A 12104-nucleotide genomic window follows, 5' to 3' on the forward strand; every position below is an offset into this window, starting at 1 on the left:
CGACCGGCGCGCGCGATGGGATGATCACCAGAACCGGCGCTACAATTCACGCCTGCCGCCCTCCGCCGCCGGGCCGACACCCTCGCGGCGAGCCGGTGGCTCCCAATCCCGATACACCCGGTCCGTTCCCACGGTGCGCCTGTGGGCCGGCCGGAGGGCGCCACATGCTGAAGCCCACTCGCTGATGACGGAAGGTCGTTCGTGACAGAAGCCCGCCAGATCGGCGCCGACGTACGCTCGCTCACCGACGCTCTCCTCGCCCAGGCCGCCGAGGCCGGTGGCCAGTTGACGCAGGCGGAGATCGCTCGTTCCGTCGAAGCCGCCGAGGTGACCCCGACTCAGGCCAAGAAGCTGTTGCGCGCCCTCTTCGAGGCGGGCGTGACGGTGGTGGCCGACGGGCGGACCGCCAAGGCTCCCGCGAAGAAGGTCGCGGCCGCACGCTCGGCGACCCCGGCCTCCAAGGCGACCACCGCCAAGGCGACACCCGCCAAACCCGCTGAGAAGCCCGCTGCGAAGCCGGGCGGCAAGACTCCGGCCCAGGGTGGCCCGATCGACGGTGACGCCGCTGAGGCGGTCGTCGAGCCGATCGAGAAGGCCGCAGCCAAGAAGGCCGCCGCTCCGGCGGCGAAGAAGGCCGCTCCCGCCAAGAAGGCCGTCCCCGCCAAGAAGGCGGCCTCGAAGGCGGAAGGCGACGCCGACGAGGCCGATCCGAAGGCCGCCAAGAAGGCCGCGCCCGCGAAGAAGGGCGCACCGGCCAAGAAGGCCGCCGACGGCAAGGAGAAGGCGCCGGGCGAGGAGCCCGACGCCGAGGACCTCGAGGTCGAGGACCTCGCGGCCGACCTCGAGGACGTCGTCGTCGACGAGCCCGCGGAGATGGCTCAGGCCGCCGCCGCGGACGCCGCCGCCGCCGACGACTTCGATTGGGACGCCGAGGAGTCCGAGGCGCTCAAGCAGGCCCGCAAGGACGCCGAACTCACCGCCTCGGCCGACTCCGTCCGGGCGTACCTGAAGCAGATCGGCAAGGTTCCGCTGCTGAACGCCGAGCAGGAGGTGGAGCTCGCCAAGCGGATCGAGGCCGGGCTCTACGCCGCCGAGCGGCTGCGCGCGGCCGACGAGGGCGAGCTGACCCTCACCCGCGACATGCAGCGTGACCTCCTCTGGATCTCGCGTGACGGCGACCGGGCCAAGAACCACCTGCTGGAGGCCAACCTCCGGCTCGTGGTCAGCCTGGCCAAGCGGTACACCGGCCGCGGCATGGCGTTCCTGGACCTGATCCAGGAGGGCAACCTCGGTCTCATCCGCGCGGTGGAGAAGTTCGACTACACCAAGGGCTACAAGTTCTCGACGTACGCCACCTGGTGGATCCGGCAGGCGATCACGCGGGCGATGGCCGACCAGGCCCGCACGATCCGCATTCCGGTGCACATGGTCGAAGTGATCAACAAGCTCGGCCGCATACAGCGTGAGCTGCTCCAGGACCTCGGACGTGAGCCCACGCCGGAGGAGCTGGCCAAGGAGATGGACATCACCCCGGAGAAGGTGCTGGAGATCCAGCAGTACGCCCGGGAGCCCATCTCGCTCGACCAGACGATCGGCGACGAGGGCGACAGCCAGCTCGGCGACTTCATCGAGGACTCCGAGGCGGTCGTCGCGGTCGACGCGGTCTCCTTCTCGCTGTTGCAGGACCAGCTTCAGCAGGTGCTGCAGACGCTCTCCGAGCGCGAGGCGGGCGTCGTGCGGCTGCGCTTCGGCCTGACCGACGGCCAGCCACGGACGCTGGACGAGATCGGCCAGGTCTACGGGGTGACCCGGGAGCGCATCCGGCAGATCGAGTCCAAGACCATGTCGAAACTGCGGCACCCGTCGCGCTCGCAGGTCCTGCGCGACTATCTCGACTAAGTCCATAAGAGAACACTCGACGCGTCTCACAACGCAGGAACAGGGCCCCCGAGCGGGGCCCTGTTCGCGTTCAGCGAACAGTCCCCCTTCTGAGGCCCAGAAACCGGACATTGAGCGCGACGGGGGTCGTTTTCGTGGCATACAGTGGGGCGGAATTGCCGTGGATTTTCCTCCAACACTCCACTGAACGTGTCGGTCTGGTCACCGTGCGTACGAACTCCGGGGTGTGACCGGACCGCTATCGCAAAGTCCGTGTTGACGTGGCACGCTGGGGGAACGCAAGGTTGGGGCACGTGAGGCCCTTCATTTGTCCCAACCGAACCGTGTGGTCCGCCCCCGGTGTGAGCTGAATCCAAGCTCGGATCGGGAAGCCCGTCCACGGCACCGACGTTGGAGGGTGAGTGGGCGTAAGGAAGGAACCGCCGGCAGGCTCGGCGGAGAACGAACGGACCAGCATCGGTGACGATCAGAGGAGGCCGGGCATGACAGCGACCCTCACGCCGCCGCCGGAGACGGCGACAGCTCACGACGCCGATGAGCGCTGCGATCGGTGCAACGCGGCAGGCAAGCTGCGCATCGTGCTCGCCGGCGGGGGCGAACTGGTGTTCTGCGGGCACCACGCCAACAAGTACGCCGACGACCTTGTGAAGATCACGGTCGACTACACGGTCGAGCCCGACTTCACCTGGCGTGGCAGCGAGCTTATTGCGAAGAACTGACCCCCGAACGGTGTGACCTAGACCTAGAAACCCCGTCGTGCCGGGTGTGCGGCACGGCGGGGTTTTCGCATGTCCGGTACGCCCGCCGATAGCATTCCCCGGTGGACTCGGGTGAAGCGCTGCTCATCGCCGATCTGACCGGCGTGGCGGTCTTCGCGGTCTCCGGCGCCTCGGCCGGGGTCTACAAGCATCTCGACGCCTTCGGCGTGGTCTTCGTGGGCTTCGTCGCCGCCCTCGGTGGTGGGATCTTCCGGGACCTGGTGATCGACACCGTCCCGCCGCTGGCCTTCGCCGACTGGCGCTACTCCGTCACGGCGGTCGTCGCCTCCCTCGCGACGTTCTGGCTGCATCCGCACCTCGGCAAGATCGTGCGGACCATCCTGACCCTCGACGCCGCCGGGCTGGCCCTGTTCACCGTCACAGGCACACTGAAGGCGCTTCACGCGCCGACCCCCGTCCCGGCTGTCGGGGCTTGTTTCATCGGCATGCTCACCGGCATCGGCGGCGGACTCGCTCGCGACCTGCTCACCGGAGAGATCCCACTGGTCCTGCGCCGCGAGATCTACGCCGTCGCGTCGCTCGTCGGCGCCGCGGTCGTCGCAGCGCTGAACTGGCTGAACGAGGACGAGGTCGTCCCGCTGTTCCTGGCCGGGCTGCTCGTCTTCGTGATCCGGATGATCGCGGTCAAGCGCCAGTGGTCCGCGCCGACCGCCCGGCCGGTCGTGGCCGGGCCGACCGGCTGGCCGACGACCCCGCTCCGCCGCCGCCGGGGCGGGGGCTCCGAAAAGGACAGCGAGCCAGGCCAGGGACCTGACGCACCCACCCGGTAAAGTTTGGCGGTGCCACTCGACATCGCTCGCCCCAAGCCTGATCCGGACACCTTTCCCGCTCTGCGGGCCTGGCAGCGCAAAGCTCTCGTCGAGTACCTCCGGCGCCGGTCGCCCGACTTCCTCGCGGTCGCGACACCGGGTGCGGGAAAGACCACATTCGCCCTTCGCATCGCGGCCGAACTGCTCGCCCACGGCACCGTCGAGCGGGTCACCGTCGTCGCGCCCACCGAGCACCTGAAGACCCAGTGGTCGCAGGCCGCGGCCCGGGTGGGCATCCAGCTCGACTCGGCCTTCCGCAACTCCGACGGGCACGCCTCCCGCGACTTCCACGGCGTCGTGGTGACTTATGCGCAGGTCGGCATGGCGCCGATGGTCCACCGCCGGATGACCATGACGAAGCCGACGCTGGTCATCCTGGATGAGATCCACCACGCCGGCGACTCCCGGAGCTGGGGCGACGGCGTACTCCAGGCCTTCGAGCCGGCCGAGCGGCGGCTGATGCTGACCGGCACGCCGTTCCGGTCCGACGACAACCCGATCCCGTTCGTGGAATATGTCCGCGACGGTGCCGACGGGCTGCCCCGCAGCCGGGCCGACTCCACCTACGGCTACGCCGACGCGCTGACCGACGGCGTCGTACGCCCGGTGATCTTCCTCGCGTACTCCGGGGAGACGCGGTGGCGGACGAGTGCCGGGGACGAACTCGCCGTCCGGCTCGGCGAGCCGATGACGCAGGACGTCGTGGCTCAGGCCTGGCGGACGGCGCTGGACCCGTCCGGCGACTGGATGCCGCAGGTGCTGCGCGCCGCCGACGCCCGGCTCCAGGTCAAACGGGCCGGTGGGATGCCCGACGCCGGTGGCCTGGTCATCGCGTCCGACCAGCAGGCCGCCCGGGCATACGCGAAGCTGCTGGAACGGATCACCGGCGAGAAGGCGGTCGTCGTGCTGTCCGACGACGCCGGTTCCTCGAAGCGGATCGCCGACTTCGCCGCCGGCCAGGAGCGGTGGCTCGTGGCGGTCCGGATGGTCTCCGAGGGCGTCGACATCCCTCGCCTCGCCGTCGGCGTGTACGCCACCAGCGCCTCGACGCCGTTGTACTTCGCCCAGGCGATCGGCCGGTTCGTCCGGGCCCGCCGCCCGGGCGAGACGGCCAGCGTCTTCCTGCCGAGCGTCCCGCACCTGCTCGGGCTGGCCTCCGAGATGGAGATGCAGCGCGACCACGTGCTCGGCGCGCGGAACAAGCGCGAGGGGTTCGACGACGACCTGCTCGAACGCGCGCAGCAGAGCGAGGACGCCAGCGGTGAGCTGACGAAGAAGATCGAGGCGCTGTCGGCCACCGCCGAGCTGGACCAGGTGATCTTCGACGGCGCGACGTTCGGCCTGCCCGCCCAGGCCGGTACGCCGGAAGAGGAGGAGTTCCTGGGGCTCCCCGGGCTCCTCACGCCGGATCAGGTGGCGGCGCTGTTGCAGAAGCGTCAGGCGGAGCAGGTGGCCGCCGCGCGGCGGCGGTCGAACGCAGCCGCCACCGCGGCGGTCGCGGGCGGCGTACCGGCGCAGCCGCGGGACATGTCGGCCGCCGAGCGCCGCCTGCATCTGCGGCGGCAGCTGAACGCGCTGGTGGCGGCCCATCACCACCGGACGAATCTGCCGCACGGCAAGATCCATGCCGAGTTGCGGCGGCTCTGCGGTGGACCGCCCAGCGCTCAGGCGACGATCGAGCAGCTCGAGGAGCGGATCGCCACCATCCAGACGATGGCCTGAACCGGCCCGGATATGAGGAAGCCCCGCTCACGCGGGGCTTTCACAGGGAAATGTGTCACTCCTCAAGCGACTCGTAGATCTCCTTGCACTCCGGGCAGACCGGGAAGCGGCTGGGGTCGCGAGACGGAACCCACACCTTCCCGCACAGCGCCCGGATCGGGGTGCCCTCGACCAGGGCAGCCATGATCTTGTCCTTCGGCGCGTAGTGCGAGAAGCGCTCGTGGTCGCCCTCTTCGACGAGGCGATAATCAGTGTCGGTGCGCTCTTCGATGAGCGTGCCGGTCTCAGGGGTCGTACTCACCCGTCAAGTCTCTCAGAGTCTGGGCGAGTCGGCGAGTGGGATAGCACCTACCAGCGGCGGAGTGTCCGACCCGCCCGCTAGGTTGGTCTCGTGAGCATCAGGTTGAGTGAGGAAGTGGCGGCCGCCGTCGAGGACGGTTCGCCGGTGGTGGCGCTGGAGAGCACGATCGTCTCGCACGGACTGCCCCGACCGGACAATCTTCGCATTGCCCGCGAAATCGAGGAAACCGTCCGAAAGAACGGCGCACTTCCGGCGACGATCGGCATGGTCGAGGGTGAGCTGATCGTCGGCTTGTCCGACGACGAGCTGACCCGGCTCGCCACCCGCGACGACGTCGTCAAGCTGTCCGTCCGCGACCTGGCGACCGCGGCCGCGAAGAAGGCCGACGGCGCGACCACGGTGGCCAGCACCTCCGCCATCGCCGCGGCGGTCGGCATCGGCGTCTTCGCCACCGGCGGGCTCGGCGGCGTCCACCGTGAGGCCAACCAGACCTTCGACGAGTCCGCCGACCTGATCACGCTGGCCAAGACGCCCATCGCGGTGGTCTGCGCGGGGGTGAAGTCGATCCTCGACGTCGGGGCGACCCTGGAGCGCCTCGAGACGCTCGGCGTCGGCGTCCTCGGCTACCGCACGCGCCGCTTCCCCGGGTTCTTCATCACCGACTCCGGCTTCGACCTGACCTGGTCGGTCGACAGCCCCGACGAGATCGCCGAGGTGATGAAGGCGCAGAACGATCAGGGCCTGCACGAGGCCGGCCTCATCGTCGCCAACCCGCTGCCCGTCGACGAGCAGCTCGATCCGGACCTGCACGACCGGACGCTCGCCGACGGCCTGCGTCTGGTGGCCGAGCGCAAGATCACGGGCAAGGACGTCACGCCCGCCCTGCTCGCCCACTTCCACTCCGCCACCGACGGCAAGAGCCTGGAGGTCAACGTGCGGATCATCCTTCACAACTCCGCGCTGGCCGCCCAGATCGCGGCGGCCGCCAGCCGGATGTGATGCCGGTGACCACCATCTGCTGCGTCGGCGACATCATCACCGACGTCCTCGCCGCCCTGCTGGCCCCGCTCGCGCCGGACTCGGACACGCCCGCGCACATCCAGGTCGTGGGCGGCGGCCAGGCCGCGAACACCGCGTCCTGGCTGGCCGCGTCCGGTGCCGACGTGGTGCTCGTCGGCGCGGTCGGCGACGACCAGGCCGGCCGGGAGCGGGTCGCCGAACTCACCGCGGCCGGCGTCCGCGTGGCCGCCCAGGTCTGCCCCGGGGCGGCCACCGGCGCCATCGTCGTCCTTTCGACACTGCACGCCCGCAGCATGGTCACCGACCGTGGGGCGAACCTGCTGCTCACACCGGAGTCGGTGGAGGCCGGGCTGAGCAACGCCGGCCGACTGCACCTCTCGGCGTACACCTTGCTTGATCCAGGCTCGCGGCCCGCGGGCCGGCACGCGCTCGACCAGGCGCTGGCCCGCGGCATCCCGGTGAGCGTCGACGCGGCCTCCGCGCACCCGCTCGAGCAGGTGGGTGCCGAGCTCTTCTTCTCCTGGGTACGCGGAGCGCAGGTCCTGCTCGCGAACAGTGATGAAGCGCGCGTCCTGGCCGGGGAAGGCAGCCCGGAGGAGCAGGCGCGCCGGCTGGCCGACGCGGTCGGCGGGTCGGCGGTCGTCAAGCTCGGCGCGGGCGGGGCGGTCTGGGCGCTGCCGGACGGCGAGCTGCTGACCGCGCCCGCACCGGAGGTACGCCCCCTCGACTCGACCGGGGCGGGAGACGCCTTCGCCGCCGGGCTGATCGGCGCGCTGGCCGCCGGAGCCTCGCCGGAACAGGCGCTGAACGCGGCCACCGCACTCGGCTCGCAGGCCGTCACGACACTGGGGGCCAGGCCGCCGGTGCGCGTTCCCTCAGAAGTGGGACTATGAGTGCATGGCTCGCAACGCCCCCATCCTGATCACCGACGCTGAGCCGAGCCTCGACAAGCAGCGGCACAGTCGGGAGATCCGTTATCTGCTCATGATGTCGCTGCGGGCCGTCTGCCTCATCGTGGGCTCGGTGCTGGCGGTGATGCAGGTCCCACTGCTGTGGCTGTGGCTGCTGCTCTGCGGACTCGGGATGGTCTTGCTGCCCTGGATGGCCGTCCTCGTCGCCAACGACCGCCCGGTCAAACCGGAGCACCGGTGGCGTCACAAGCCGCGCGCCGCGACCGGCACCTCCCCGCGCGAGCTGCCCACCAAGCCGACCGGAAAGACCATCGACGCAGACCATGAGTGAGCTGATCATCGGCGTGGACGGGCTGGCCCGATGCCCCTGGGGCGCGAGTACGCCCGACTACGCGATCTACCACGACACCGAGTGGGGTCAGCGGATCGAAGGCGACGACGCGCTGTTCGAACGGCTCACCCTGGAGGGGTTCCAGTCCGGCCTGTCCTGGCTGACCATCCTGCGGAAGCGGGAGAACTTCCGGGCCGCGTTCGCCGGATTCTCCATCCCGGCGGTGGCCGGCTTCGGGGCGGACGACGTCGAGCGGCTCATGGCCGACACGGGGATCGTCCGCAACCGGGCGAAGATTGAGGCGGCGCTGCACAACGCCCGAGTCGCCGACACCCTGGACCTCTCCGAGTTGCTGTGGTCGTTCGCGCCCCCGCGACGGCCCCGCCCGGCGGCGCTGGGCGCCGTCCCAGCGGTCACCCCGGAGTCCACGGCGATGGCGAAGGCGTTGCGCAAACTCGGGTTCCGCTTCTTCGGCCCGACGACGGCGTACGCCCTCATGCAGGCGACCGGCATGGTCGACGACCACCTCTCCGGCTGCCACGTCCCCCTGGTTTCCGCACGATCATGAACCAACGGTCGTGATCTTGGTGGAATCGTGGGGGCGGGTGGGTGGTGGTGTCGTGTCCGCAGCGCCCTGATCGACTCCTTGACACCGTGATCACTAGAGCACTGGTCGACGTGAAACGGCGCGCCGGCCGAAGCCGACGCGCCGTTGGAGTCGTGGGGGCGCTGGGGGTCAGGCGGCGTACACGGCCAGGCGGCCGGCGCGCTCGGGCTGCCGGAGCTTCGACAGCGTCGTCTTCTCGATCTGGCGGATGCGCTCGCGGGACAGGCCGAACTCCTTGCCGACCTCGTCCAGGGTGCGCTGCCGGCCGTCGTCCAGGCCGAACCGCAGCCGGATCACGGCCTGCTCGCGCTGGCTGAGGGTGGCGAGCACGAAGGCCACCTCGCCGCGCAGCTGCCCCATGGCCACACTGTCCTCAGTGGCCGGAGCGGCGCAGGAGACGAAGTCCCCCAGCGCGCTCTCGCCGTCGTCGCCGACGGCCTGGTCCAGGCTGACCGGCTCACGGTCGTAGGACATCAGCTCGATGACCTGGTACTCCGGGACCTCCAGGGCAGCGGCGAGCTGCGCGATGGAAGGCTCCCGGCCGAGCTGGACCGCGAGGTCACGGCGTACGCGGACCATGCGGTTCACCTGCTCCACCATGTGCACCGGGATACGGATCGTGCGGGCCTGGTCGGCCATCGCCCGCGTGATCGCCTGCCGGATCCACCAGGTGGCGTACGTCGAGAACTTGTAGCCCTTGGTGTAGTCGAACTTCTCCACCGCCCGGATCAGACCCAGGTTGCCCTCCTGGATCAGGTCCAGGAACGCCATCCCCCGGCCGGTGTACCGCTTCGCCACGCTGACCACGAGCCGGAGGTTGGCCTCCAGCAGGTGATCCTTCGCAGCACGTCCCTCGGCCACCACAATCGTGAGGTCCTTGGCGGCTTCGCAGACGGAGCCCGTCTCGTGGGCCGCCTCCAGGAGGTGCTCGGCCATCAGCCCGGCCTCCACCCGGCGCGCCAACTCGACCTCCTGCTCCGCGGTGAGGAGCTTGGTCTTGCCGATCGCGTTCAGGTAAGCCCGGACCAGGTCCGAAGAGACACCGCGCTCGTCGACGGCGTCCAGGTCGTTCGTGATGACCGTTACGGCGGTGTCGTCCATCGTCTCTCCCCGTTCACTGAACATGAGAAGAGCTTGCACTCGGGCGCGTGAAGTGACGGTGAGGTGACTCAACCCGGAGTGTGGCGTGGCTTACGCTTGCCCGCGAACGTGAAGGTCATGGGGAGGAACAAAACGTGTTGAACCGGCTGCGCCAGGTCTTCGGCGCCGGTGGACCGAGCGTCGCCACTACGTTGCACGCCAAGCGAACCCAGCCCGGTGGCGACGTCACCGGCGTCGTCCAGGTGGTCGGCGGCACGCGCCCGGTCACCGTCTCGAAGGTCGTCCTCGGACTGTCCACAAAGGTATGCGTCGACGGCGACGACACCCACTTCGACGACGTCTTCTTCGCCCGCCAGGCGTTGACCGGATCGTTCGGGCTGGCCCCGGGCGAGGAGCGCGAATTCCCGTTCGAATACCTCGTCCCCTACGAGGCTCCGCTGACGATGATCGCCGGGCAGCGACTCGGCTCGGTCGAGCTGGGACTGCGTACGGAGTTGGAGGTCGCCCGCGCGTTCGACCGCAGCGATCTCGACCCGATCGAGACCACTCCCCTGGCGGCACAGGAGACGGTCGTCAAGGCCCTGCTGGATCTCGGTTTCCGCATTCTCCGGTCCGATGTGGAGCACGGTACGCTCCGCGGAGTCGACCAGACGCTGCCGTTCTTCCAGGAGATCGAGTTCCACCCCGCTGCCAAGTACGCCGCCATGCTCAACCAGCTCGAAGTCACCTTCGTGGCCGGCCCGGTCTCGACCCAGGTGGTCCTGGAACTCGATCGGCGCGGCGGCCTCATCCCCAACCGGGAGGTCTTCGGCCGGTTCGTCGTCGACCACTCGGCCCTGCGCGACACCGATTGGAAGGGCACGCTGGACGACTGGATCATGGAGTCGTGCCGGCGCGGCGGCCTCTTCTGAGCCGAAGTCGATCACCCGCTGAGGGAATTGATCAAGGGTCCGCGGACACGCCACCGCCACCCACCCGCCCACACGATTCCACCAAGATCACGACCGTTAGTTCATGATCGCGCGGAAAACTCCGCGGGGCCGGGGCGGAAACGGGCTAAGGCAGGAGGAGGCCGCGGGTGATCAGGTGGCGGACGATGCCCGCCAGCGACAGCGCCAGCAGCTCGAAGGGCGCTTCGTGGGCGGCGGCCAGCAGCGCCACGAGTTCGCGGAGCGGGGTGTGCCCGTCGCATCCGCCCACCAGTGACACGATCAGTGGGTCGATCTCTTCGGCCCAGTGCATTCCGTCGGTCAGTTCGAGGACTTGCCGGTCGACGGCCCAGCCGTCCGGGCTCATCGAGGCGTCCTGTCGCAGGCGCAACCCCGGCGCCGTACGCAGGCGCAGGTCGAGCAGGCCCTCAAGGTCCACTGCAGACAGTTGATCCTGCCGGTCGAACCAGGCGGCGACCTGCGCGCCGACCGGCTGGTCGAGGCGTTGGAAGGCGTCCTCGCAGACCACGATCGGATCGTCGGAACCGCTGTACCGCGCGCTGATCAGGCCGAACCCGATCGCTTCGATCTTGTTCCGGTCGAACCAGTCCAGCCAGGCCGCCGCCCGCTGCGGATCGTGGCCCTCGGCCGCGTCGTAGAGCCAGAGGCGTACGTAGTCGAGCGGTTCGGTGACCTCACGCTGGATCACCCACAGGTCGCAGCCGGTCCCGGCGAACCAGCCGGCGACGCGCTCGCTCCACTCCTCCCCCGCCACGTGCACCCAGTTCGCCAGGTACTGCAGGGTGCCGCCGGGGTTCAGCAGCCGAGGCGCGGCCGCCGCCAGCTCCGCGCAGACGCCGTCGCCCGGCCGCCCCGAATCACGGTAGGTGTGGGTGGTCACGCCCGGCCCCACCACGAACGGCGGGTTGCTGACCACCTGGTCGAACCGCCGGCTGGCCACCGGCGCCAACATGTCGCCGGACAACAGCTCCCACGACAATCCGTTCAGGTGCGCGGTGGTCGCGGCGAACCGCAACGCCCGCTCGGAAAGATCGGTCGCGGTGATCGCCTCCACATGCTCCGACAAGTGCAGAGCTTGTACGCCGCAGCCCGTGCCCAGGTCCAGTGCGGTGCCGACGGGGCGACGGATGGTCGCGTCGGCGAGCGTCATCGAGGCCATGCCGACGCCGAGCACGTGATCGGCCGGGAGCGGACGGCCCGGCCGGGCCGCGGCCGGCAGATCGGCGACGACCCACCAGTCGCCGTAGATGTCCAGGTCGATCCCGGCGCGCAGGCCGCCCTCGGCCCGTTCGAGCAGTCCGGAGGCGAGCGCCTGCGGCAGCGGAAGCCTGCCGAGCGCGGCGGCGACCGTCTCCTCCCGCTCGGTCTGCCCGGCGAGGAACACCCGGACGAGCACGCCCAGCGGGTCGTCGGCGCCGTCGGTCGCGGCCAGGGTGGCCCGGAAGTCTTCGTGCTCCGCGGCGGCCCACGCCTCCGGCCCGATCCGGGCGGCCACTCCCGCCTGGGTGAACTCGGCGTCGACGAGCGCGTCGCGCAGCTGATCGAGGCCGGCGCGGCCCAGGATGCCCTGCTGTTCGGTCACTGCCCTATCCTGCCAGGACCATGCCTTCGGACCTGATAGCGGCACTGATCCAGCGCTGGGGACTCGTCCTGATCTCCACCGCCGGGGTCGCC

12 protein-coding genes are annotated in these 12104 nt (G+C 70.0%); 9 read left to right on the top strand and 3 right to left on the bottom strand.

Annotated elements, in window-relative coordinates; translation table 11 throughout:
- Positions 1 to 201: 201 nt before the first annotated feature.
- The 4 genes from AB0H43_RS18220 to AB0H43_RS18235 all read left to right on the top strand — a co-directional run bounded on the left by AB0H43_RS18220 (position 202) and on the right by AB0H43_RS18235 (position 5209).
- The gene (locus tag AB0H43_RS18220) at positions 202 to 1899 is read left to right on the top strand and encodes an RNA polymerase sigma factor (protein ID WP_360000530.1); all 1698 of its coding nucleotides are present in this window, start codon (positions 202 to 204) and stop codon (positions 1897 to 1899) included.
- A gap of 482 nt (positions 1900 to 2381) precedes the next feature.
- Positions 2382 to 2618, top strand: a complete 237-nt coding sequence (locus tag AB0H43_RS18225) for a hypothetical protein (RefSeq protein WP_253756636.1) — start codon at positions 2382 to 2384, stop codon at positions 2616 to 2618.
- 101 nt (positions 2619 to 2719) lie between these two features.
- Positions 2720 to 3448, top strand: coding sequence for a trimeric intracellular cation channel family protein (locus AB0H43_RS18230; protein ID WP_360000531.1), 729 nt, complete (start codon positions 2720 to 2722; stop codon positions 3446 to 3448).
- A gap of 21 nt (positions 3449 to 3469) precedes the next feature.
- Entirely contained in the window at positions 3470 to 5209 is a 1740-nt protein-coding gene (locus AB0H43_RS18235; RefSeq protein ID WP_360000877.1) for a DEAD/DEAH box helicase, read from the top strand.
- 55 nt (positions 5210 to 5264) lie between these two features.
- Here AB0H43_RS18235 and AB0H43_RS18240 read toward each other — a convergent pair whose 3' ends face one another.
- Positions 5265 to 5510 carry a DUF3039 domain-containing protein gene (locus tag AB0H43_RS18240; RefSeq protein ID WP_360000532.1) on the bottom strand — a complete coding sequence of 82 codons (246 nt, stop codon included), beginning with the start codon at positions 5508 to 5510 and terminating at the stop codon, positions 5265 to 5267.
- 90 nt (positions 5511 to 5600) lie between these two features.
- Between AB0H43_RS18240 and AB0H43_RS18245 the strand changes: the two genes are divergently transcribed.
- Genes AB0H43_RS18245 through AB0H43_RS18260 form a run of 4 tightly spaced genes read left to right on the top strand, consistent with a single transcriptional unit; the run spans position 5601 to position 8340 of the window.
- The gene (locus AB0H43_RS18245) at positions 5601 to 6509 is read left to right on the top strand and encodes a pseudouridine-5'-phosphate glycosidase (protein WP_360000533.1); all 909 of its coding nucleotides are present in this window, start codon (positions 5601 to 5603) and stop codon (positions 6507 to 6509) included.
- Positions 6509 to 7423 carry a PfkB family carbohydrate kinase gene (locus AB0H43_RS18250; RefSeq protein WP_360000534.1) on the top strand — a complete coding sequence of 305 codons (915 nt, stop codon included), beginning with the start codon at positions 6509 to 6511 and terminating at the stop codon, positions 7421 to 7423. The genes AB0H43_RS18245 and AB0H43_RS18250 overlap by 1 nt, the downstream gene beginning before the upstream one ends.
- Before the next feature lie 4 nt (positions 7424 to 7427).
- Positions 7428 to 7772, top strand: coding sequence for a DUF3099 domain-containing protein (locus AB0H43_RS18255; protein ID WP_360000535.1), 345 nt, complete (start codon positions 7428 to 7430; stop codon positions 7770 to 7772).
- The gene (locus tag AB0H43_RS18260) at positions 7765 to 8340 is read left to right on the top strand and encodes a DNA-3-methyladenine glycosylase I (RefSeq protein ID WP_360000536.1); all 576 of its coding nucleotides are present in this window, start codon (positions 7765 to 7767) and stop codon (positions 8338 to 8340) included. The genes AB0H43_RS18255 and AB0H43_RS18260 overlap by 8 nt, the downstream gene beginning before the upstream one ends.
- Before the next feature lie 168 nt (positions 8341 to 8508).
- Here the strand turns inward: AB0H43_RS18260 and sigB are convergent, their stop codons facing one another.
- Positions 8509 to 9480 carry an RNA polymerase sigma factor SigB gene (gene sigB / locus AB0H43_RS18265; RefSeq protein ID WP_360000537.1) on the bottom strand — a complete coding sequence of 324 codons (972 nt, stop codon included), beginning with the start codon at positions 9478 to 9480 and terminating at the stop codon, positions 8509 to 8511.
- 134 nt (positions 9481 to 9614) lie between these two features.
- Between sigB and AB0H43_RS18270 the strand changes: the two genes are divergently transcribed.
- Positions 9615 to 10391 carry a sporulation protein gene (locus tag AB0H43_RS18270; protein WP_360000538.1) on the top strand — a complete coding sequence of 259 codons (777 nt, stop codon included), beginning with the start codon at positions 9615 to 9617 and terminating at the stop codon, positions 10389 to 10391.
- Positions 10392 to 10536: 145 nt separating this feature from the next.
- Here the strand turns inward: AB0H43_RS18270 and AB0H43_RS18275 are convergent, their stop codons facing one another.
- Positions 10537 to 12012 carry a methyltransferase gene (locus AB0H43_RS18275; RefSeq protein WP_360000539.1) on the bottom strand — a complete coding sequence of 492 codons (1476 nt, stop codon included), beginning with the start codon at positions 12010 to 12012 and terminating at the stop codon, positions 10537 to 10539.
- Positions 12013 to 12104: the final 92 nt, after the last annotated feature.

Origin of the sequence: Hamadaea sp. NPDC050747 (assembly GCF_040654195.1) — a bacterium.
Taxonomy (GTDB): domain Bacteria; phylum Actinomycetota; class Actinomycetes; order Mycobacteriales; family Micromonosporaceae; genus Hamadaea.